Raw genomic sequence first — 21,742 nt, 5'->3', positions numbered from 1 at the left:
TGCTCCCGTTGAACTGCGCAGCAGTTCCTTTTTTGGGGCCGCTTCGCAGCCCAACGGGAGCAAGCTCCCTCGCCACAAAAGCCCTCTCGCCACAGGCAATTTTTTGATCTTCGAGGTTAGCGCTCGATACTGCGATTCCACCGGGCATTCCACGCCGGACGCTGTTCGTTGACCCGATCCCAGTCGATGGCGATCGCGGTCGTCAGATACTGCTTCATCGCCTCGACCTGACCGCGGGTCTTGTCGGTGGTTGGCGTATTCGGGTTGGATGGAATCTGATCGCCGTCTTCAAGCGCGGCCGCTTGTGCTTCGGGCGTCAGCAGGAAAGCGGCGAGTTTCTGCGCAAGTTCCGGTTGGGTGTTGTTGGCGATGGCGCATTCGGCGACGTTGAGTACCACGGAGCCTTCCTTCGGCTGTGCATATTCCACCGGCATGCCCTTGAGTTTCAGCGCGGTGACCTGGGTCGGCGTCAGCGGGAACAGCGCCGCTTCGTCGGTCTGGAGCATTTCGGAAATCTTCGCTGAACTCGGAATGTACTCCAGCACGTTGCGCCCGACAGTGTTCGGCCAGGCCTTGAACCCCGGTTCGACGTCGGTTTCGCTGCCGCCCTGAATCCGGTTGAACATCAGGAAACCGTGCAGACCGAAGGTCGAAGACGCCATCGACTGGAACACCAGTTTGTCCTTGAAACGCGGGTCGGCCATGTCCATCCATGAGGTCGGCGCGCTCCAGCCTTTTTCCTTGAACAGCCGCGTGTTGTACGCCAGCCCGGTCACCCCAAGGCTGACCGCCACGGCTTGATCCTTGATGCGGCCCTTGGCCGGAATCTGCGCCAGGGGCGGACTGTCTTCGAGTTTGTCGCACAAACCCATGGCGATGGCGCGGTACATGATGCCGTCGTCGAGGAACATCACGTGCATCTGCGGGTTGCCTTTGCTGGCCTGGACCTTGGCCAGAATATCGGCGGAGGTTCCCGGCACGATCACCACGTTGACGTTATTGGCTTTCTCGAAAGCCGGCAGCACCTTGTCGGCGTAGAGCCGCTCCATGGTTCCGCCGTTCATGCCCAGGTAAAGCGTCGGTTCGGCCTGGGCCTGGTTGACCGTGAGCAGGGCGCCCAAGCAAGAAAAACCGAGCAGTGCACTGCGTTTGAAATGATTCATGGCGCGACCTTCCTCTATCAAGCTACGGAGATGGAGTGAAACCGGGTGATGGAAAACGCATCCAGCGGCATCTTTGACGCGCCGCTACAGATGATCTCGGTGAGCGCCTGGCCCACCGCAGGCCCGATCTGAAAGCCCGCGCCGGCAAAGCCGAACGCGTGCAACAGACCGGGTTGAGTGCTGCTGTGGCCGATCACCGGTTGGCGATCGGGCAGATAACCTTCGGTGCCGCTCCAGGTGCGAATCGCCTGAGCGCCTTCAAGAAACGGGTAGAGCTCGACGGCCTGACGCAGGATCTCGATGACTGCGTTTTGCCCAGGCCGGGCGCGGGCGTTATCGAGGGCAAAGCCCTGACCGCCGCCCAACACACAATTACCGCGAGCGACCTGACGGGCATAGATGCCGCCGCCCTCAACGCCGGTGCTGGCATTCATCACCAGCGGCAACGGTTCGGTGACCAGCATTGCCGGGTGACCGGCGTGCATTGGCACCGCTTCGCCGAATTGTGCGGCGAGCTTTCCGGCCCAGGCGCCGGCGCAATTCAGTAGCCAGGGAGCGTGCAGTTCGTGGCCGGATTGAGTGCTGACGCGAAAGCGCTGACCGTCATGCTCCACCGCCGTCACTGCGCATTGTTCATGGATCTGCGCACCGTGCCGACGCGCCGCCTGCGCGAAGGCCGGAGACACCAGTCGCGGGTTGGCGTGGCCGTCGTCCGGGCACAACGAGGCACCGACCGCGACCTCTCCGACCCACGGAAATCGTGCGCGCAACTCATTGCGGTCGAGTACCTGCAAATCGAGGCCGAACCCCTGGCTGCTGGCGGCGTAATCCTGCAAGGCGTGCAGATCATTGAGACTGCGGGCGAGTTTCAGGTGACCGCTGCGCTGGTACTCGCCGTTGATGCCGATCAACTGCGGCAGTTGCCCCCAGATCTCGTGAGCCCGTTGCGACAGTGGCAATTGCGACAGCGGCCGGCCCTGACGCCGCACGCCGCCGTAGTTCACGCCGCTGGAGTGTGAACCGCAAAAGTCCCGCTCCAGCAACGCGACGCGACGCCCGGCCTTGCTCAGAAACAGAGCGGCCGAGGCGCCGACAATGCCGCCGCCAATGATGATTGCATCGACCTCGATCATGGCTCGACCTCCAGACCGAACGGCAGGGGTTTGATCGGCGCCTGAGCCCGCAACCGGCCGATGTCGGACAGGTTGCGCTGGCTTTCGCAGGCAATGATTTCCGCTGCGGCGGCGCCACACATCCGTCCTTGGCAGCGACCCATGCCGACCCGGCAATGGGCCTTGACCCGGTTGATCTCCCAATGGCCTTCGCGCACAACCTGGCGGATGTCGCCGGCGCGCACCTCTTCGCAGCGGCAGATCATCAGGTCATCCGTGGTGCCGGTGGCCCAGTTTTCGGGAAAGATAAAGGCGCGCTCAAGGCCCTGGCGGAATCTGCCGATAGTTTGAAGCGACTGTTCCAGTTGGGTGGCCCGCTGTGGCGGGATCAGGTAGCCGATGTCTTCGAGCAGCGCCAGGGCTGCCCGTTCACCGGCCATTTCCGCTGCGTCGGCGCCCATGATGCCGGCGCCGTCACCGGCCAGGTACACCTCGGCAACACTGCAGCGACCAGCGCTGTCGCGCTGCGGCAGCCAGGCGCGGTTGAGCGGATTCCAGGTGAATTCGCAGCCCAGCAGGTCAGCGAGTTGGGTTTCACTGCGTAGGCCGTGGGCGAAGGCTACGGCGTCGCATTCGATTCGATGTTCGCTTGCTGCGTTATGCCAGTTGATCGATTGCACGCGCTGTTCGCCATCGATACGTTTCAAGGTGGCGCCCTGATGTACCGGGATGCCGTGGGCGGTCAGCCAGGCGCGGTAATAAATGCCTTTGGCCAGCGTGGAGGGTTGCGACAGCAGGCCGGGCAGGGCGCGGGCCTGAGCGCTGAAGGGCGAACTATCGAGCACGGCGATCACGTTGGCGCCGGCCTTGGCGTATTGGTACGCCACCAGATACAACAACGGCCCGCTGCCGGCGAACACCATGCGTTCACCAATGGCACAGCCTTGAAACTTCAAGGCAATCTGCGCCGCGCCGAGGCTGTAGACCCCCGGCAACGTCCAGCCTGGCACGGGCAGGATCCGGTCGGTGGCGCCCGTGGCGACGATCACGCGCGAGAACTCCACCCGTGCCGCGCGGCCCTCATGCAAGGTGTCGAGCGCACCAGTCTCGGCGTTCCACACCAGCGTGTCGGGACGGTAATCGAGTTGCTCGCGCAGTTCGTCGATTGTCTGATGCAGTGCCTTGGCTTTGCGTGCTTCGAAGCCATACAACTTGACCGCCGAACGCTTGAAATTCGCCGGCTGACGCCGATAAATCTGCCCGCCACCGCGTGCGGCTTCGTCCAGCAGGACAGGGCGCACGTCGTGGGCAACGAGGGTTTGCGCCGCACGGATTCCAGCGGGGCCTGCGCCGATGACGACTACAGACTTCATACCCACCCCATAGGTGATCGACGCCCCAATCCTGTGGGAGCGGGCTTGCCCGCGATGACGGCGGAACATTCAACATCGGTGGTGGCAGACAGTCCGCTTTCGCGAGCAAGCCCGCTCCCACAGGGAATCCGGTTTGTGCAGGTAGATTGGGTATTCATACCGATCGCCCCGGTTCGCGGTTGATGTGCTGTCCGGCTTCAAGCAGCGTTGAGCAGGCGCGCACCCGGCGGCCATCGCCCAGGCGTACCCAGCAGTCCTGGCAGGCGCCCATCAGGCAGAAACCGGCCCGAGGTTCGGCGCTGAAGTCGCTGCCGCGCAGGTGTTCGCTGCAGGTCAACACCGCCGTCAGCAAGGTGTCACCGAGCAGGCCGCTGGCAGGCACGCCGTCGAGGGTAAAGTCCAGTGCCGGGCGGTCGCCTTCGGCCAGTCGTTTCAGCAAAGCCATGGCGCCCTCATTGTTTACCCACCAGAACCCGATCCAGGCCGTAAACCCGATCAAGCAGAATCATCGTCAGCGCGGTCAGCGCGATCACCAGGGCCGACACCGCCGCCATCATCGGATCGATGGATTCGGTGGCGTACACGTACATGCGCACCGGCAGCGTTTGCGTGGCCGGCGAGGTGACGAAGATCGATAAGGTGACCTCATCGAAACTGTTGATGAACGCCAGCAGCCAGCCTCCGGCGACACCCGGCAAAATCATCGGCAGGGTGATTTGCCGGAACAGCGTGAAGCGCCCGGCGCCCAGGGACTGCGCGGCATGTTCGGCGCTGCGGTCCAGGCCGATGGCCGAGGCCAATACCAGACGCAGCACATACGGTGTGATCACCAACACATGGGCAAAAATCAGCCAGGCGAAACTACCGTTGACGCCCATCAGCGCAAACAACCGCAGCAACGCGACGCCCAGCACCAGATGCGGAATGATGATCGGCGACAGGAACAGCCCGTTGAAAAAGTCCCGTCCGGGGAATTCGAAGCGCGTGATTGCCAAGGCTGCCGGCACCGCAATCAGCGTCGCCAGGGTGGCGGCGCAGAACGCCAGGATCAGGCTGTTGTAGAACGCATCGACAAAGTCCGCACGCTCGAACACTGCGCGGAACCAGCGCAGGGAAAACTCCGTGGTCGGCAGGCTCAGGGTGTTTTCCGGAGTGAAGGCGACGAGGCACACCACCACCAGCGGCGCGAGCATGAACAGCACCACCAGGGTATGAAACAGCAGGGCGAAAGGACCGTTTCTGGACATGACGAATTATCCCAATGACTTCTTGTAGCGGCCTTCGATCATCCGGTTCCACGACAGCATGATCAGCAGGTTGAGCAACAGCAGCGCGACGGCGATGGCCGCGCCCATCGGCCAGTTGAGTTCCGACAGGTACTGGTCGTAGATCAGCGTGGCGACCATCTTTATCCGGCGTCCGCCGAGTAGTCCGGGAATGGCGAAGGAACTCGCCGCGAGGCCGAACACGATCAAGGTGCCGGACAGCACGCCGGGCATGATTTGCGGCAGCACCACTTTGCGCATCACCGTGAGGTGGCTGGCGCCCAGCGACAGCGCGGCTTGTTCGGCGGCGGGGTCGAGTTTTTGCAGCGAGGTCCAGACCGGAATGATCATGAACGGCAGCATCACGTGAACCAGCGCGATCACTACCGCGAACGGCGTATAAAGCAGCTTCATCGGCGAGCCACCGAAGGCTTGCAGCGTCTGGTTGACCAGGCCGTCGGCACCCAGCAACAGGCTCCAGCCGAAGGCGCGCACCACCACCGAAATCAGCAACGGCGTGAGGATCAAAATCAGGAAGATCGACCGCCACGGCGCACCCATGCGGCTGAGGATGTAGGCCTCGGGCACGCCGATCACCACGCAGAGCAGGGTGGTCAGGGCGCTGATCCAAAACGTCCTCAGAAAGATCTCGTAGAAATACGGATCGCCCAGCAGGCTGCTGTAGTGATCGAGGGTATAGGCGTCGCTGTTGATCCCCGAGCTGTAGTCGAAGACGTTGAACGACAGGATCAGCGTCAGCAGCAGCGGGATCACCAGCAGACTGAAGTACAACGCCAGGGCCGGTGCGGATAACCAATAGCCCTGACGTCCCTGATGTCCTTGGCGGATTGCGGCAAGCGTACTCATGCCGACACCTCGTCGACACTCAGCACCCGCAGCAATGTTGCATCCCAATCGAGGCCGACCGCCGTGCCTTCAATCAAGGGGGCCGAACCGTCGTTGCGGCGCACCACGCTGAGTTCGCCCAACGATGTCGATACGCCGTACAGCCATTGGCTGCCGAGGAAAAAGCGGCTGACGATCTTGCCTTGCAGACGACCCAGGCCTTTATCCAGCAAGTCGATTTTTTCTGGGCGCAGGCTCAGGGTCATTTCGCCGTTACCACGACCGCAGACCTGTATAACACCCGCGCTATCCCGCTCGCCGGGCAGCAGATTGGCCTTGCCGACGAAGCCAGAAATGAACTCGGTGCGCGGGTGTTCGTAGAGGGTGTAGGGCGCGTCGATCTGAGTGATACGTCCGGCCTGCATCACCACCACCCGGTCGCTGATCGACAGCGCTTCGGACTGATCATGGGTGACCATCAACGTGGTGATCCCGACTTCGCGCTGGATGCGGCGGATTTCGAACTGCATCTCTTCACGTAGATTGGCGTCGAGGTTGGACAGCGGTTCGTCGAGCAGCAACACCGGCGGCTCGATCACCAACGCCCGGGCCAGCGCAACGCGTTGGCGCTGACCACCTGACAATTCCCGTGGATAACGCTCGGCGTGTTGGTTCAGCCGCACCAGTTTCAGCACCCGATCCACCCGTTGCTGCAACTCGCCGTTGGGCACTTTGCGCATGCGCAGGCCGAAGGCGACGTTGTCTTGCACGGTCATGTGCGGGAACAACGCGTAACTCTGGAACACCACGCCCAGACCGCGACTGGCGGGTTTGGCGTGGGTGATGTCGCGACCGTCCAGCACAATGCACCCGCTGCTGACTTCGACGAAGCCGGCGATCATTTGCAGGGTGGTGGTTTTGCCGCAGCCGGAGGGGCCGAGCAAGGAAACGAACTCGCCTTTTTCCACCGACAGATTGGTGGCGACGACCGCGTCGATCTCACCATAACGTTTGCCGAGGTTTTCAAGTTGCACAAAGGCCATGACTGCGCTCCACCTGAGATTGTTATGCGTCGCCAAAGGCGCGCTTTTTTGTATGGGCAGATACGAGAAGGATGTTGCCGGGGTGCGTTGGCGCTCGACTTCTGTCGGCTGCCGCTGTTGTTCGAATCGCCCCTGATGGACGCAGAGTAGGACGAAGAATAGGATGGGCTCAATGGCCTATTTCACTGGAGCGATGACTATTTTCAATTTCATTCAGTGAGTAAATTTATTGTCGAGAAATAACATGCATGATTCCACTGAGCGGAATGAAAACAAAAATGAAGTCGGCGTCGGTGCCGTCTCAAGACTATTTGCGGTGCTGCGCAGTCTGGGGGATACCGTCGAGGGCGGAGAACGCGTGACGCAACTGGCGCAGCGCATTGGTTTGTCGCAACCGACCACCCACCGCTTGCTGCGCAGCCTGATGGACGAGGGCATGGTCGAGCAGGATGCACGCAGCAAGCGCTATCGCCTGAGCCTGGAGTTTTTTGCCTTGGCAGCCCGCGCCGGCAACACCGGCAACTTGCGCGAACTGGCGCGGCCGGCGTTGCTGCGGCTGTCGGCATCGTTGGGGGATTCATTGTTTTTACTGGCACGCAGCGGCTTCGATGCGATCTGTCTGGATCGCAGTGAAGGGCCGTTTCCGATCCGCACGTTTACCGGTGATATCGGCGGGCGGGTGGCGCTTGGTGTGGGGCAGGGCAGCCTGGCGATTCTGGCATTTCTGCCGGAAGAGGAGCGCGACACGGTGATTCATTACAACCTGCCGCGGCTCAAGGATTTTCATCTGTACGACGAAGTGTTCCTGCGCTCGGAAGTCGAGAATGTGCGCACCCTCGGTTACGCCGGGCGCAACACCGGCGTATTGCAAGGCATGGCTGGGGTGGCGGTGCCGATCCTCGACCGCGAAGGCCGGGCGGTGGCGGCGCTGAGTGTCGCCACGGTCAGCGATCGCCTGGGGCCGGATCGCTTGCCGACAGTGGTGGAGATGCTCAAGCGTGAAGCCGCGCTGATCGGGCCGCGGATCAATCCGTTCGATCCGCTGTTGCGAAGGCCTTCGCAAGTCTTCGGGCAGGGGTGAATGCAATCTCCCAATAATCGCTAACCCCTGTGGGAGCGGGCTTGCCCGCGATAGCGGTGTGTCAGTCACCATCAGTGTCGGATGTGCGGCCGCAATCGCGGGCAAGCCCGCTCCCACAGGGATTGGCGGTGGTGATCAGAACTGCGCAGTTTGTTTGAGCATCTGCGCCGCCGGGGTATCACTCGGGCTGACCATCGCATAGTTGTACCCGGCCCCCGACCAGTACTCGGCCTGCAACTCACCGTCGCTGCGACTACCGCGAGGCAGCAGAGTGTTTTTCGGCCCGGGTGGACGGACGTAGAAGCTGACTTTATGCCCGCTCAGGTCCTCGTATACCACCATCGCCGCCGGCCCTTGTTCGGTGCTGAGCAGCCGCCCGCTGATGGGTTTGTATCCGGAAGCGGTCAGGTTCGGCAGACGATGGGCCTGGCTGAAATACCGATCGAGCCAGCCCTGCATATCGCCGTCATCGCTGACTTTGTAGTCCGCCGGCAGGATGCCTTGCTGGGCAATCAGCCGGTAGGCCTGCATCGCATCGGTCATCGGCAGAGGGGCGCTGACCAGGGTCATTTCCCGTGCCTGCCAACCGCTCAAACCGCCGACGCTGACCGCGATCAGCAACACCGCGGCACTGGCCAGATGGCGGCGAGACTGGCGTTTGACTCGCTGGCGGATCATTGCCGGGTCGAGTTGCGGGTTAGCCGGTTGCTGCAAGGCGCCGCTCAATTCCGCGCGCAGTTGTTGGGCATCGTGCTGCCAGGCGCGTACTTGCGCGGCCACTTCGGCGTTGTTGGCCAGATAAGTTTCCACCAAATGTCGATCGGCATCGCTGAGTTGGTGATCGACGTAGGCGTGCAGGTCACGCTCGCTGGGAGGCATGCTGATCATTTGAGTCTCCGCAGGGAAGGGTGGGTGATTTCGCCGTCGCTGAGCTGGCGCAAGGCCTGGCGTGCGCGGGACAGGCGCGACATCACGGTGCCGATGGGGACGTCGAGAATCTCGGCGACCTCCTTATAACTCAAGCCTTCCACCGACACCCAGAGCAGCAGCGCACGCTGTTCGGTGCTGAGCTGATCGAAGGCTTGCAGGGTCGATTGGGCGATCACCGTGCGTTCTGCCGAAGGCTGCGCATCATCACGGCCGGTAAAGAATTCGAGCATCCGCGCATAACGCCGGGAGCGGCGGTGGGCGTCGAGAAACTGCCGATAAAGAATCGAAAACAGCCAGGCACGCAAGTCGCCCTCGGGACGTTTGTCGCCCCAACTCGACAGCGCGCGCTCAAGGCAGGCCTGCACCAGATCATCGGCGCTGCTGGGGTTGCGCGTCAGCGATACGGCGAAACGCCGCAGCCTGGGAATGATTTCCCTGAGTTGTTCGTCGATATCGTTCATGAAGTTCGGACCAGTCACTACGCTGTGGTGAGTGTTCAGGAAGACGCCCGGCATTCGAGGTTATTCCACGCCTGGAAAAATAAACACCGGGCGATGGAATAAACCCTGATGGGGTGCGTCTGCCTGATTCTTCTCACTTGTGGCCGATGGCCCTGGAGTCATTCATGGTAGATCGCTCATCACCGCCAACGGGGCCAGGCCGGCCACCGCTGAGTGCCGCGAGCCTGACGTTGCGCCTGACCGGCATTGCCGTGGTGGTCGCCGCGCTGGCCGGGGCTTTTGCCTACGTCAACGGCACACTTGACCCACAGCGTCTGACGCCGAACGCGTTGATCAATGTGCTGGAAAAAAACAACGGCGTGCATCCCGGGTTTCGTCGCAATCACGCCAAAGGCGTGTGCGTGATCGGGCATTTCGAGAGCAGTAGCCAGGCGCGCGAGTACTCCAGCGCCCAAGTGTTCAGTGAAGCGCGGACCCCGGTGGTCGGGCGTTTCGCGCTGCCTGCCGGCAATCCTTACGCGCCGGACAACAGCGTGCCGATCCGCAGCCTGGCGTTGCGTTTCACCCAGGCCAACGGCCAGCAATGGCGCACCGGGATGAACAGTATGCCGGTGTTCCCGGTGGGCACGCCCGAGGCGTTCTATCAGTTGCAACAAGCGCAGTCACCGGATCCGGCTACCGGCAAACCGAACCCGGCGGCTGTGCCAGCGTTCTTTGCGGCGCACCCCGAAGCCGTGCCGTTTCTGACGTGGGTCAAGACCGCCAAACCGTCGGCCAGTTACGCGACGGAAACCTATAACAGTGTCAACGCGTTTTACCTGGTGAACGCGGCCGGTCAGCGGCAAGCGGTGCGTTGGAGCATGACGCCTGTGGCTCAGGACGCAGCAGGTGCAACGGCCCCCGAGGGCGGTGATTTTCTCGAGAAAGATCTGGTACAGCGCTTGTCCGCCGAACCGTTGCGTTGGCAGTTGAACATCACCCTGGCGAACCCCGGGGACTCGGTCAACGACGCGAGCAAGGCCTGGCCTGAGGGTCGAAAAGTGCTGAACGCCGGCACGCTGGTGCTCGAAAGCACTCAGCCGCAACTCAATGGCGAGTGCCGTGACATCAACTACGACCCGCTGGTGTTGCCCAGCGGTATCGAAGGCTCCGACGACCCGCTACTTGCCGCTCGCTCAGCGGGTTACGCCCGTTCCTACCTGCGCCGCGCCAGCGAAGTGAAGCAGTTGCCCAACGCCAAACAGGAGTCCCGACAATGAGCGCTCAACCGAACCATTTCGCACCATTGGCGCGGCTGCTGCACTGGCTGATGGCACTGATGATCATCTCGATGCTGTTTATCGGCGCGGGCATGGTGGCCTCGGTGTCCGAGCGTCATGAGTGGCTGATCCACCTGCACAAACCTTTGGGCGTTGCGATTCTGTTGCTGGTGATCGTGCGCCTGGCCGTGCGTTTTTCGACTCGGCAACCACCGCTGCCGGCGGACCTGCCGGGTTGGCAAGCGTTCGCAGCCAAGGCTTCGCATGTTTTGCTGTACGCCTTGATGCTGATTTTGCCGCTGCTGGGCTGGGCAATGATTTCGGCGGCTGGCGATCCGGTGATGCTCAGTAGTTCGTTGCAGTTGCCATCAATCCTGCCGGCGAATGCGCAGGTGTTTGCGTTCCTGCGCAAGGCGCATGGGTATCTGGCGTATCTGTTGTTTCTGACTGTGCTGCTGCATTTGGCGGCGGCATTGTTTCACGGCTGGGTGCGCCGGGATGATGTGCTGAACAGCATGCTGCGGGGTAAGGATCGCGGCTGATCAGGAGGCTGGCACGGCATTGTGGCGAGGGAGCTTGCTCCCGTCGGGCTGCGAAGCAGCCCCAAATGCAGTTAGTCAGACACTCCTGCGTCTGATCGATTTACGACTGCTGCGCAGCCGAGCGGGAGCAAGCTCCCTCGCCACAGGTGTTGGGTGTTTTGGTGGCGAGCGTTCGCCACCAATAAATCAATGCCACGGCATTGATCCCCGCACCCAGCCAGCACACCCCAATCCATCCCGCCCAGGCGTACATCGCCGTCGAACCGATAGAACCCAAGGCGCTGCCGATCGAATAGAACAGCATGTAGCCAGCGGTGAGTCGGCTTTGCGCTTCGGGGCGCACGCTGTAGATCATGCTCTGGCTGGTAACGTGAACGGCTTGCAAACCCAGGTCCAGCGTAATCACCCCGAGCAGCAGCGCCCATAACGAGGATTGAGTGAGTGCGATGGGCAGCCATGAGACGAGCATCAGCAGCAACGACAGTCCACTGGTCCATTGCCCCAGACCGCGATCAGCCAGATGCCCTGCGCGAGCGGCGGCCAGCGCACCGGCGGCACCGGCCAGGCCGAACAGCCCGATTTCGGTGTGGGAAAGTGAAAGCGGCGGGGCACTCAGCGGCAACACCAAGGGTGTCCACAGCACCATGGCGCTGGCGAAGGTCAGCAGGGCGAGCATGGCCCGTTGACGCAATATCGGTTCTTCCATGAACAACGTGAATACCGAGCCGATCAACGCACCGTAAGCGCTATCCGGTCGCGCCTCTTCGTGCTTGGGCAGCACACGAAACAACAGCAGCGCCATCACCAGGGTCAACCCGGCGGACAACAGATAAATCGAACGCCAACCGGCCAGATCGGCCATGCCGCCCGCCACCGTTCGTGCCAACAGAATGCCGACGACAATGCCGCTGGTGATCACGCCCACCACTCGTCCACGTTGCGCCGGGATGGCCAGGGTCGCGGCGTAGGCCACCAGGACTTGCGTCACGACCGCCAGTAATCCGGTCAGCGCCATACCGAGCAACAGCCAGGTGCTGTTCGACGCTAACGCGATCATCAACAAAGCCGAGGCCGACAGCAGGGTTTGCACGACGATCAGCCGGCGACGGTTGAGCAAATCCCCTAGCGGAACCAGCAACAACAGACCCACGCCATAACCGATCTGGGTAAGTGTGATGACGATACCGATGGTTGCCGGGTCTATGGCGAAGGCTTCGGCCATGGCATCGAGCAGCGGCTGTGCGTAATACACATTGCCGACGGCCAGGCCGCAGGTGACGGCAAATAGCAGCACCACTGCGCCGCTTAACGGATGGTCACGTTTCATCGCAGGCTTCCTTGTGTGGTTTCAAAATAAAACCAGTTGTACGGTAGGGAGTCTGGTTTTATATTGCAACCACATTGGTTGCCAGCGGACGCGGTCATGGTTAAACGTACAAGCATGGAAGGCGCCGAATGCCCGGTCGCCCGTTCACTGGACGCGATTGGTGATTGGTGGTCGTTATTGATCGTGCGCGATGCGTTCGATGGCCTGCGGCGATTCGGTGAGTTCCAGCGCAATCTGGGCATGGCCAAAAATATTCTCTCGGCACGCCTGCGTACGTTGGTGGCTCACGGGATTTTCGATCTGGTGCCAGCGTCGGACGGCAGTGCGTATCAGGAATACGTGCTGACGGAGAAGGGCAAGGGCCTGTTCCCGTTGATCATCGGGTTACGGCAGTGGGGCGAGGCGTTTTTCTTTGAGGCGGGGGAGGCACATTCGCGGGTTGTCGATCGTGAGAACGGTCGACCGGTGCGGCCGCTGGAGCTGCGTGCCGAAGATGGGCGTTTGTTGGGGCCGGAGGATTGTGTGCGAATTGCTGCCGAGTGAAACATCAAAAGATCGCAACCTTTGGCAGCTCCTACAGGCGTACTCAAAACCCTGTAGGAGCTGGCGAAGCCTGCGATCTTTTGATCTTAAATAATCAACGCAAGGTATCGACCATCTCGGCGATGGTCGTCAGCACATCCTTGCCCAACTGCTTCGAGCGTTTTCCGGACCAGCCGGTCATTGGGTTCGGTGCGTCGTTGTGGTCTTTGAAGGGCATTTCCAGGGTCAGCGACAGGCAGTCGAACTTCTGACCGACGCTGTTGCAGGCCAGGGTCATGTTGGCTTTGCCAGGCTCGTCGCGGGTGTATCCGTGTTTGGTCTGGAAGTCTTTGGTCTGATGTTTCAGATGATCGCGAAAATGCGCTTCGAGTTTTTCGATCCGCGACGTATAGCCCGGGTTGCCTTCGCAACCGGCGGTGAACACGTGGGGGATTTCTTCATCGCCATGGATGTCGAGGAACAGGTCGACGCCATACTTTTCCATCTGCTGCTGAACGAACAGCACTTCCGGGCTGACTTCCTGGCTGGCGCTCTGCCACGCACGATTCAGGTCCTGGCCCATGGCGTTGGTGCGCAAATGACCGTGGAAGGCGCCATCCGGGTTCATGTTCGGCACCAGGTACAGGTCGGCACTGGCCAGGAGTTTTTTCAGCACCGGGTCGTCGTGTTTTTCCAGGCGCTCGATCATGCCTTCCATGAACCATTCAGCCATGTGTTCGCCGGGGTGTTGCTGGGCGATGATCCAGACCTTGCGCTGACCTTCGGCACCGGTACCCTTGCGTAACAACTGAATGTCGCGACCTTCAACGCTCTTGCCGGTGGCCAGCAGCTCGGTGCCGGCCTTGGTCAGGGCCTGTTCGATCAGCCAGTCATGGCGGCCACGGCTGTAAGGTTCGAAATAGGCGAACCAGGCATGGGTGGCAGTGGCTTCGAGGCTGAAACGCAGGCAGTCGCCTTCGAAAATGGTCGGCACCCGGAACCAATTGACATGGTCATAGGACGCCACCGCCTGATAGCCATCCCAAGCCTTGTTGTACGAGGATTTACTGGCGTTGTTCAGACGAAACCAATGATCTTGACCGACGTGCAGACCGCTGGCCTTGAAGTGGAACCACTGGAAGTGCTGGCTGCGGGTGTCTGGCTTGATCGCCAGCAACGCTTGCAAAGGATTGCTGATGTCCAGCACTTCGATGTTGCCGCTGTCGAAGTTTGCACTGATGTCGAAAGAAGATTTACCCACGGCCATAATCGGTTCCTGAATATGATTTTTATGGCTGCTACTTTACACGCAAGGGAGGGAGAAACCGGGGGAAATTGCGGGGATAAAAAGGGGGGGCGTCCTCCTTGACGCCGATGCAGCTTAGAGACTGCACGAGTGATTCTCAAGTGCTATTTTCGTTAGTTTGGCCCAACGCTGCCGGGCCTCTCTTGCCAGCAGATATTCTTTTGATATCATCCGCGCCAATCGAATTCGCAGCACCCACAGACTTCATTAGCCTGAAGCAAAAGCCAGAATAACTGGCAAAAAAAAGACCCGGCAAAAAGCCGGGTCAAAAACCGTGATTAGCCTGATGAGGAGATAGTCCAGGAGACCGACCTAAGGTCCCTTGGGCCATCGACTGATCTCGCGACCAGATGCGTGCAATAATAATCATTACCATTTGCAAGTCAAATGTTTTTATCTGTTCGATTGGAAAATTTTTCCTGTCCACCTCCTGAACGCTTCCTCCTCAATCGTTCTGATTGCCCTCCAGGGACCGGTCGACCATCGCCTTGGCCATGTCGATCATGTGCACCGTCGAAAACGCCAGATCCCGGCTTGCGCCCTGCAACTGGTTGGCTGATTCATGCGCGGTAGCGGCGGCACATCGCAACAGATCCGAAGCATGGACCAGTGCTTCTTCGCTGCTGATGTTACGGTTCACATCGAAGAAACGTTCTTCGCCGGCCTCTTCTGACACAGCTGGTTTCAAGTAATAGTCCAGTGCCCGCTGTGCGGCAGCAGAGCCTTTTGGCGAGTTGAGCGTAGTGTCGAATTGCGTGTCGGGCAGGGTAATGCTGGGGATAGTCATGACGATGGCAAGCTCCGTGATAGATTCAAATCCGGGAGCTCAGCTTAGTACGTACTGTATTTGTGTCTTGAATTTAAATACTACAATTTGTGTTTTGTTGGTCGGAGTACCCCACGTATCGTGCCGCACATGGATAAATGGATTGAATTGGTCAAGGCCAAAATGAGTGAACTCAAAGTCACTCAAGAGATACTCGCCGAGCGCATCGGAATGTCCCAGGGCGGCGTCGGCCATTGGCTGAATAAACGTCGTCAACCCGGCATCCAAGAGATGAACCGTGTCTTGCAGGCGCTGGGAATGGACTATCTGGAAGTCGCGATGGTGATCAGGGAACCGCAGATCTCACAGGATGAAGAGATCTCTCTGACGCAGAAGTACAACCCGTACTTTCGCTACCCGGTCAGTGACTGGCGGGAAACCGGGGAGGTGCGCGACGGGGAGTTATTGACCTACGGCGCTTCATCGGCTGTCAGCAAGCCGCGCTTCGAGCTGTCCGATTACCACGCACAGGGCGCGGCGTTCTGGCTGGTGGTGGTCGGCGATGCGATGACCGCACCCTCGGGTGTGAGCATTGCTGCGGACATGTTGATTCTGGTGGACCCGGCCATCGTGCCGGAGCCTGGCAAACTGGTGATCGCCCAATGGCCCGGCAGCGCCGAGGCGGTTTTTCGCAAACTGATCGAAGAGGGCGGGCAGCGTTACCTGGTCCCGCTCAATCCGACCTATCCGAAAGCCCTTTACACCGAAGAATGCCGAATCATCGGTGTGGTGGTTCAGGCGACTGCCAAATTCTAATCAGATCGGTCCTCGCAAGGCGTAGGACCGATCTTCATTTCACGCGTGTTCCAACTCCACCAAAGCACTGCCTTCGCTGACCATCTCGCCTTCCTGGCAATACAACGCCTTGATAATCCCAGCGTGGGGCGCGCGAATGCTGTGCTCCATTTTCATCGCTTCCAGTACCACCAATTGCGCCCCGGCTTCGACCGTTTGCCCGGCCTCCACCAGCACTCGCACGATGCTGCCGTTCATGGGCGCGGTGAGTCCGCCCTGATGGCTGTGACTGGCTTCGACGGCACTGATCGGGTCATACGACTCGATGCGGCGCAGCTCACCGTCCCATTGCAGATACAGCGTATTGCCACGGCGGATTGCCCGATGCTGGCGGCGCAAGCCGTTGTGTTCGGTCAGCAGGTATTCACCCTTGAGCTGTGCGGTATGCGCGTCGGCATCGCCCAGGGTCAGCGCCCGGTCTTGCCCTTCGCAACTCAAATGCAGGGTGATTTCTGTCGGTAGTCCGGCACGGAATCCGTTGCCGATACCCCAAGGCGAACTCAGGTCATCGGCGCGGGTCGTGCTCGGCTGACTCTGGGCGAATGCCTGCGCGGCCGCTTGCCAGAATTCATCGCTGAGGTCTGAAGGTGCTGGCAGCAGTTGTTCCTGATAACGCGGAATGAACCCGGTATCCAGTTCGGCCGCGGCAAACGCCGGGTGGCCGATGATTCGGCGCAGGAAGTTGATGTTGGTCTTCAGTCCGCCAATGGCAAACTCATCAAACATGCTCAGCAAACGCAGCCGCGCCTGTTCACGGTCTTCGCCCCAGGCAATCAGCTTGCCGAGCATTGGGTCGTAGAACGGCGAAATCTCATCGCCTTCTTCAACGCCACTGTCCACGCGACGCCCCGGTCCTTCGGCAGACTCGCGGTACAACGCCAGACGTCCGGTGGCCGGCAGGAAATCATGGCCCGGGTCTTCGGCGTACAGCCGCACTTCGATCGCATGGCCGATCAGCGGCACCTGGTCTTGAGTCATCGGCAGCGCTTCACCGCGAGCCACGCGAATCTGCCAGGCCACCAGGTCGAGGCCGGTGATGGCTTCGGTGACCGGGTGCTCGACTTGCAGGCGCGTGTTCATCTCCATGAAGAAGAACTCACCGCGCGCATCCAGCAAAAACTCCACGGTGCCGGCACCGACGTAACCGATGGCCTGTGCCGAGCGCACGGCGGCTTCGCCCATGGCCCGACGCAGTTCCGGGCTCAGACCCGGAGCCGGGGCTTCTTCGACGACTTTCTGATGCCGGCGCTGGATCGAGCAATCACGTTCATTGAGGTACAGACAATTGCCATGCTGGTCGGCGAATACCTGGATTTCCACGTGGCGTGGCTTGAGCAGGTACTTCTCCACCAACATCCGCGAGTCGCCGAACGACGACAGCGCTTCACGTTGTGCCGAGGCCAGCGCTTCGGCCAGTTGGCTGACCTCCTCGACCACTTTCATGCCTTTACCGCCGCCACCCGCCGTGGCCTTGAGCAGCACCGGATAACCGATGCGTTCGCAGGCGTCGCGGAATGTGTCGAGGTCCTGGGCTTCGCCGTGATAGCCGGGCACCAGTGGCACGCCGGCGGTTTCCATCAAGGCTTTGGCCGCGGACTTGCTGCCCATGGCGTCAATGGCTGAGGCGGGCGGGCCGAGGAAGATCAGGCCGGCCGCTTCGATCGCGCGGGCGAACCCGGCGTTTTCCGAGAGAAAACCATAGCCGGGATGAATCGCCTGAGCGCCACTGGCTTTCGCCGCAGCGATCAGTTTGTCGATTTGCAGGTAACTGTCGGCGGCTTTGCTGCCGCCTAGGTCGACGCGTATATCTGCTTCGCGGCTGTGCCGGGCATCACGGTCGGTGGCGCTGTGCACGGCCACGGTGGTCAGGCCCAGAGCCTTGGCGGTGCGCATCACTCGGCAAGCGATTTCGCCGCGGTTGGCCACCAACAGGGTGGTGAGAACAGGTGCGCTCATCAACGCGGCTCCTTGAGGGTGGTTTCGGCTTGCCAGTTCGGCGGACGTTTTTGCAGGAAGGCGCGCAGGCCTTCCTGACCTTCGGGACTGACGCGGATTCGGGCGATGGCGTTTTCGGTGTAGCGCCGCAGCGCCGGGGTCAGCGCGCCATGGCCGACTTCACGCAGCAAATCCTTGCTGGCGCGCATGGCCGCCGGGCTGTTGAGCAGCAGGTTGTCGATCCACTGATCGACTTTCTGCTCCAGTTCAGCCATCGGGTAGCTCTCCGACAACAGGCCGATTTCCCGAGCCCGTTGCCCGCCGAAACGTTCGGCGGTCAAGGCATAGCGCCGTGCCGCGCGCTCGCCGATGGCTTGCACCACGAACGGGCTGATGACCGCCGGAGCCAGGCCGATGCGCACTTCCGACAGACAGAACTGCGCGTCATCGGCGCCGATGGCCATGTCACAGCAACTGATCAGGCCCAACGCGCCGCCATAGGCCGCGCCTTGCACCACCGCCACGGTCGGGATTTTCAGCTTGGCGAGGTTGTACATCAACTCCGCCAGTTCCCGGGCGTCGTCGAGGTTGGTGTGGTAATCGAGTTCGGCCGATTGCTGCATCCAGGCCAGATCGGCGCCGGCGCTGAAATGCTTGCCGCGACCGCGGATCAGCAGAAAACGCAGACTGGCATCGCTCGACACTTTGTCCAGCGCGAGGATCAGTTCGCGGATCATTTCGGCGTTGAAGGCGTTGTTCTTTTCTTCACGGCTGAGCCACAAGGTCGCAAAGCCCCTTGGATCGCTCAGCAGTTCGAGGGTGTTGAAGTCGCTCATATTCATCCGTCTCCACAACTCTTGTGGGAGCGGGCTTGCTCGCGAAGAACGATAACGCGGTGCATCAGGTAAACCGCGGTGAATCCTTCGCGAGCAAGCCCGCTCTCACAAAAAATCACATCCGGAACACGCCGAAGCGGCTCGGTTCGATTGGCGCGTTCAGCGACGCCGACAAGGCCAGGGCCAGCACGTCGCGGGTTTGCGCCGGGTCGATGACACCGTCGTCCCACAGTCGAGCGCTGGAATAATAGGGATGCCCCTGTTCTTCGTATTGATCGAGGATCGGTTGCTTGATCTCGGCTTCCTGCTCGGCGCTGAAACCATGACCACCGCGCTCGGCCTGCTCGCGCTTGACCTGCACCAGCACGCCCGCCGCCTGTTCGGCACCCATCACGCCGATCCGCGCGTTCGGCCACATCCACAGGAAGCGTGGATCGTAAGCCCGACCGCACATGCCGTAGTTACCGGCGCCGAAGCTGCCGCCGATGATCACGGTGAATTTCGGCACCTTGGCACACGCCACGGCGGTCACCAGTTTCGCGCCGTGCTTGGCGATGCCGCCGGCCTCGTATTTCTGGCCGACCATGAAACCGGTGATGTTTTGCAGGAACAGCAATGGAATGCCGCGCTGGCAGGCCAGTTCGATGAAGTGCGCGCCTTTCTGTGCGGCTTCGGCGAAGAGGATGCCGTTGTTGGCGAGGATCGCGATCGGGTACCCGTGCAGGTGGGCAAAGCCGCACACCAATGTCGTGCCGAACAATGCCTTGAACTCATCGAACACCGAGCCGTCCACCAGGCGCGCGATCACTTCGCGCACGTCGAACGGTTGCTTGGCATCCGCCGACACCACGCCGTACAACTCGTCGCTGCTGTACAGCGGCGCGATCGGTGTGCGTTGTTGCAGTTCACCGAGCTTGCGCCAATTGAGGTTGGCGACGCTGCGCCGGGCCAATGCCAGGGCGTGTTCATCGCTCTCGGCATAGTGGTCGGCGACGCCGGAAATCTTGCAGTGCACATCGGCCCCGCCGAGGTCTTCGGCGCTGACCACTTCACCCGTCGCGGCTTTCACCAGCGGTGGGCCGGCGAGGAAAATCGTCGCCTGTTGACGGACCATGATTGCCTCATCGGCCATCGCTGGTACATAAGCGCCACCGGCGGTGCACGAGCCCATGACCACCGCAATTTGCGGAATGCCCATGGCGCTCATGTTGGCCTGGTTGAAGAAGATCCGCCCGAAGTGTTCGCGGTCCGGGAACACTTCATCCTGACGCGGCAAGTTGGCGCCGCCGGAGTCCACCAGATAGATGCAAGGCAGGCGATTTTGCTGGGCGATGGTCTGTGCGCGCAGGTGTTTTTTCACGGTCAGCGGGTAGTACGAGCCGCCTTTCACGGTGGCATCGTTGGCGACGATCATGCATTCGACGCCTTCCACCCGGCCGATTCCGGCAATCACGCCAGCGGCGGGAACGTCTTCGCCATACACCGCGTAGGCTGCCAGTTGGCTTATTTCCAGAAACGGCGAGCCCGGATCGAGCAGGCGATTGATCCGTTCACGCGGCAACAGTTTGCCTCGCGATGTGTGGCGCTCTTGAGCCTTCGGGCCGCCACCTTGCTGTACTTGCGCGAGCAGGGTGTGCAGAGCGTCGACCTGTTTGAGCATCGCCGCGCTGTTAGCCGCAAACTCCGCTGAACGGGGATTGAGCTGGGTATGCAGGATAGCCATGTGCAGCTCCGTTTAGCGGGTTTCGTTGAACAGTTCGCGACCGATGAGCATGCGACGGATCTCACTGGTGCCGGCGCCGATTTCGTACAGCTTGGCGTCACGCAGCAGACGACCGGCCGGGAATTCGTTGATGTAGCCGTTACCGCCGAGAATCTGGATCGCGTCGAGGGCCATTCGGGTCGCGCATTCGGCGCTGTAGAGGATGACTCCGGCGGCGTCCTTGCGCGCGGTTTCGCCGCGCTCGCAGGCCTGGGCCACTGCATAAAGGTAGGCGCGGCTGGCATTGAGTTGGGTGTACATGTCGGCGACTTTGCCCTGGATCAGCTGGAATTCGCCGATGCTTTGGCCGAACTGTTTGCGGTCGTGGATGTACGGAACGATCAGGTCCATGCAGGCCTGCATGATCCCGGTCGGGCCGCCCGAGAGCACCACGCGCTCGTAATCGAGGCCGCTCATCAGCACTTTCACGCCGCCGTTGAGCACGCCGAGGATGTTCTCTTCCGGGACTTCGACGTCATCGAAAAACAGCTCGCAGGTGTTCGAACCGCGCATGCCGAGCTTGTCGAACTTGCTGCTGCGGCTGAAGCCTTTCCAGTCGCGCTCGACGATGAATGCGGTGATGCCGTGCGGGCCTTTTTCCAGGTCGGTCTTGGCGTAGATCACGTAGGTGTTGGCGTCGGGGCCGTTGGTGATCCAGGTTTTGCTGCCGTTGAGTACGTAGTGATCGCCGCGTTTGTCGGCGCGCAGTTTCATCGAGACCACGTCGGAACCGGCATTCGGTTCGCTCATGGCCAAGGCACCGATGTGCTCGCCGCTGATCAGTTTTGGCAGGTATTTGCTTTTTTGTTCGTGAGTGCCATTGCGGTTGATCTGGTTGACGCAGAGGTTGGAGTGGGCGCCGTAGGACAGGGCGACCGAGGCCGAACCACGGCTGATTTCTTCCATGGCGACGACGTGCGCCAGGTAACCCAGACCAGCACCACCGTACTCTTCCGGCACGGTGATACCCAGCAGGCCCATGTCGCCGAATTTGCGCCACAGGTCGGCCGGGAACAGGTTGTCGATGTCGATCTGAGCAGCGCGCGGGGCGATCTCTTTGGTGACGAAGGACTGAACCTGATCGCGCAGCATGTCGATGGTTTCACCGAGGGCAAAGTTCAGGGATGGGTAGCTCATGGGGCACCTTTTGGCTTTTTTGTAGGGTGGGGAGGGCAGTGATTCGGCTCTCACCTTTACGTTAACGTAAGCCTGTGACGAATGGCTGTCAATCACCCTTTACGTTAACGTCAACTTGAGCGAGAGTAGAGCCAGTTCTGAAAGACTGTGGCGAGGGAGCTTGCTCCCGCTCGAGCGCGAAGCGGTCGCAAAATCAGCAACCGAGGTGTGGCAGGCAGCAC

Annotated in this window: 21 protein-coding genes; 5 read left to right on the top strand and 16 right to left on the bottom strand. The window is 60.9% G+C overall.

Annotated elements, in window-relative coordinates; all coding sequences use genetic code 11:
* Window positions 1-116: 116 nt before the first annotated feature.
* From ACZ3HH_RS03225 to ACZ3HH_RS03195, 7 genes are all read right to left on the bottom strand, one after another.
* Window positions 117-1,163: an ABC transporter substrate-binding protein gene (locus ACZ3HH_RS03225; RefSeq protein ID WP_465802710.1), complete on the bottom strand. Its 1,047-nt coding sequence runs from the start codon at window positions 1,161-1,163 to the stop codon at window positions 117-119.
* Window positions 1,164-1,180: 17 nt separating this feature from the next.
* Window positions 1,181-2,296 carry an NAD(P)/FAD-dependent oxidoreductase gene (locus tag ACZ3HH_RS03220; protein ID WP_465802709.1) on the bottom strand — a complete coding sequence of 372 codons (1,116 nt, stop codon included), beginning with the start codon at window positions 2,294-2,296 and terminating at the stop codon, window positions 1,181-1,183.
* Window positions 2,293-3,648 (bottom strand): FAD/NAD(P)-dependent oxidoreductase, encoded by a 1,356-nt coding sequence (locus ACZ3HH_RS03215; RefSeq protein ID WP_465802708.1) that lies wholly within the window; start codon window positions 3,646-3,648, stop codon window positions 2,293-2,295. Before ACZ3HH_RS03215 ends, ACZ3HH_RS03220 begins: the two co-directional genes overlap by 4 nt.
* Before the next feature lie 154 nt (window positions 3,649-3,802).
* On the bottom strand, window positions 3,803-4,093 hold the full coding sequence (locus ACZ3HH_RS03210) for a (2Fe-2S)-binding protein (RefSeq protein WP_465802707.1): 291 nt from the start codon (window positions 4,091-4,093) through the stop codon (window positions 3,803-3,805).
* A gap of 7 nt (window positions 4,094-4,100) precedes the next feature.
* Window positions 4,101-4,895, bottom strand: coding sequence for an ABC transporter permease (locus tag ACZ3HH_RS03205; RefSeq protein WP_007896923.1), 795 nt, complete (start codon window positions 4,893-4,895; stop codon window positions 4,101-4,103).
* Window positions 4,896-4,901: 6 nt separating this feature from the next.
* Window positions 4,902-5,780 carry an ABC transporter permease gene (locus ACZ3HH_RS03200; protein ID WP_465802706.1) on the bottom strand — a complete coding sequence of 293 codons (879 nt, stop codon included), beginning with the start codon at window positions 5,778-5,780 and terminating at the stop codon, window positions 4,902-4,904.
* Window positions 5,777-6,802: an ABC transporter ATP-binding protein gene (locus ACZ3HH_RS03195; RefSeq protein WP_465802705.1), complete on the bottom strand. Its 1,026-nt coding sequence runs from the start codon at window positions 6,800-6,802 to the stop codon at window positions 5,777-5,779. The genes ACZ3HH_RS03200 and ACZ3HH_RS03195 overlap by 4 nt, the downstream gene beginning before the upstream one ends.
* A 244-nt stretch (window positions 6,803-7,046) precedes the next feature.
* Here ACZ3HH_RS03195 and ACZ3HH_RS03190 point away from each other — a divergent pair, with 244 nt between their 5' ends.
* Window positions 7,047-7,883 (top strand): IclR family transcriptional regulator, encoded by an 837-nt coding sequence (locus tag ACZ3HH_RS03190; protein WP_465802704.1) that lies wholly within the window; start codon window positions 7,047-7,049, stop codon window positions 7,881-7,883.
* Between the two features lie 135 nt (window positions 7,884-8,018).
* On the opposite strand, the gene ACZ3HH_RS03185 is transcribed toward ACZ3HH_RS03190, so the two are convergent.
* Complete coding sequence (locus ACZ3HH_RS03185; protein WP_465802703.1) at window positions 8,019-8,771, bottom strand: anti-sigma factor family protein; 753 nt, start codon at window positions 8,769-8,771, stop codon at window positions 8,019-8,021.
* Window positions 8,768-9,274, bottom strand: a complete 507-nt coding sequence (locus tag ACZ3HH_RS03180) for an RNA polymerase sigma factor (RefSeq protein WP_465802738.1) — start codon at window positions 9,272-9,274, stop codon at window positions 8,768-8,770. The genes ACZ3HH_RS03185 and ACZ3HH_RS03180 overlap by 4 nt, the downstream gene beginning before the upstream one ends.
* Before the next feature lie 164 nt (window positions 9,275-9,438).
* Between ACZ3HH_RS03180 and ACZ3HH_RS03175 the strand changes: the two genes are divergently transcribed.
* Together ACZ3HH_RS03175 and ACZ3HH_RS03170 are read left to right on the top strand one after the other, a co-directional pair.
* Window positions 9,439-10,533 (top strand): catalase family peroxidase, encoded by a 1,095-nt coding sequence (locus ACZ3HH_RS03175; protein ID WP_465802702.1) that lies wholly within the window; start codon window positions 9,439-9,441, stop codon window positions 10,531-10,533.
* Window positions 10,530-11,075, top strand: a complete 546-nt coding sequence (locus ACZ3HH_RS03170; protein ID WP_367374900.1) for a cytochrome b — start codon at window positions 10,530-10,532, stop codon at window positions 11,073-11,075. The genes ACZ3HH_RS03175 and ACZ3HH_RS03170 overlap by 4 nt, the downstream gene beginning before the upstream one ends.
* Before the next feature lie 100 nt (window positions 11,076-11,175).
* On the opposite strand, the gene ACZ3HH_RS03165 is transcribed toward ACZ3HH_RS03170, so the two are convergent.
* Window positions 11,176-12,402 carry an MFS transporter gene (locus ACZ3HH_RS03165; protein ID WP_465802701.1) on the bottom strand — a complete coding sequence of 409 codons (1,227 nt, stop codon included), beginning with the start codon at window positions 12,400-12,402 and terminating at the stop codon, window positions 11,176-11,178.
* 96 nt (window positions 12,403-12,498) lie between these two features.
* Between ACZ3HH_RS03165 and ACZ3HH_RS03160 the strand changes: the two genes are divergently transcribed.
* Window positions 12,499-12,945 (top strand): winged helix-turn-helix transcriptional regulator, encoded by a 447-nt coding sequence (locus tag ACZ3HH_RS03160; RefSeq protein ID WP_052967753.1) that lies wholly within the window; start codon window positions 12,499-12,501, stop codon window positions 12,943-12,945.
* A gap of 94 nt (window positions 12,946-13,039) precedes the next feature.
* Here ACZ3HH_RS03160 and ACZ3HH_RS03155 read toward each other — a convergent pair whose 3' ends face one another.
* Window positions 13,040-14,191 carry a M14 family metallopeptidase gene (locus ACZ3HH_RS03155; RefSeq protein ID WP_465802700.1) on the bottom strand — a complete coding sequence of 384 codons (1,152 nt, stop codon included), beginning with the start codon at window positions 14,189-14,191 and terminating at the stop codon, window positions 13,040-13,042.
* Between the two features lie 484 nt (window positions 14,192-14,675).
* Window positions 14,676-15,017 (bottom strand): DUF6124 family protein, encoded by a 342-nt coding sequence (locus ACZ3HH_RS03150; protein WP_217857204.1) that lies wholly within the window; start codon window positions 15,015-15,017, stop codon window positions 14,676-14,678.
* 129 nt (window positions 15,018-15,146) lie between these two features.
* Here ACZ3HH_RS03150 and ACZ3HH_RS03145 point away from each other — a divergent pair, with 129 nt between their 5' ends.
* Window positions 15,147-15,812, top strand: coding sequence for a LexA family protein (locus ACZ3HH_RS03145; protein ID WP_465802699.1), 666 nt, complete (start codon window positions 15,147-15,149; stop codon window positions 15,810-15,812).
* Between the two features lie 39 nt (window positions 15,813-15,851).
* Here ACZ3HH_RS03145 and ACZ3HH_RS03140 read toward each other — a convergent pair whose 3' ends face one another.
* The 4 genes from ACZ3HH_RS03140 to ACZ3HH_RS03125 form a co-directional block, all read right to left on the bottom strand.
* Window positions 15,852-17,807, bottom strand: coding sequence for an acetyl/propionyl/methylcrotonyl-CoA carboxylase subunit alpha (locus ACZ3HH_RS03140; RefSeq protein WP_465802698.1), 1,956 nt, complete (start codon window positions 17,805-17,807; stop codon window positions 15,852-15,854).
* A complete protein-coding gene (locus tag ACZ3HH_RS03135) occupies window positions 17,807-18,622 on the bottom strand; it encodes a gamma-carboxygeranoyl-CoA hydratase (RefSeq protein ID WP_123720329.1) in 816 nt (271 codons plus the stop codon). Before ACZ3HH_RS03135 ends, ACZ3HH_RS03140 begins: the two co-directional genes overlap by 1 nt.
* A gap of 115 nt (window positions 18,623-18,737) precedes the next feature.
* Window positions 18,738-20,345, bottom strand: coding sequence for a carboxyl transferase domain-containing protein (locus ACZ3HH_RS03130; protein ID WP_048396873.1), 1,608 nt, complete (start codon window positions 20,343-20,345; stop codon window positions 18,738-18,740).
* Between the two features lie 12 nt (window positions 20,346-20,357).
* Window positions 20,358-21,521 carry an isovaleryl-CoA dehydrogenase gene (locus tag ACZ3HH_RS03125; RefSeq protein ID WP_465802697.1) on the bottom strand — a complete coding sequence of 388 codons (1,164 nt, stop codon included), beginning with the start codon at window positions 21,519-21,521 and terminating at the stop codon, window positions 20,358-20,360.
* Between the last annotated feature and the right edge of the window lie 221 nt (window positions 21,522-21,742).

The sequence above is a fragment of the Pseudomonas sp. PME37.24/025 genome (genome assembly GCF_055556615.1).
This window is presented reverse-complemented; position numbering and strand designations above follow the sequence as displayed.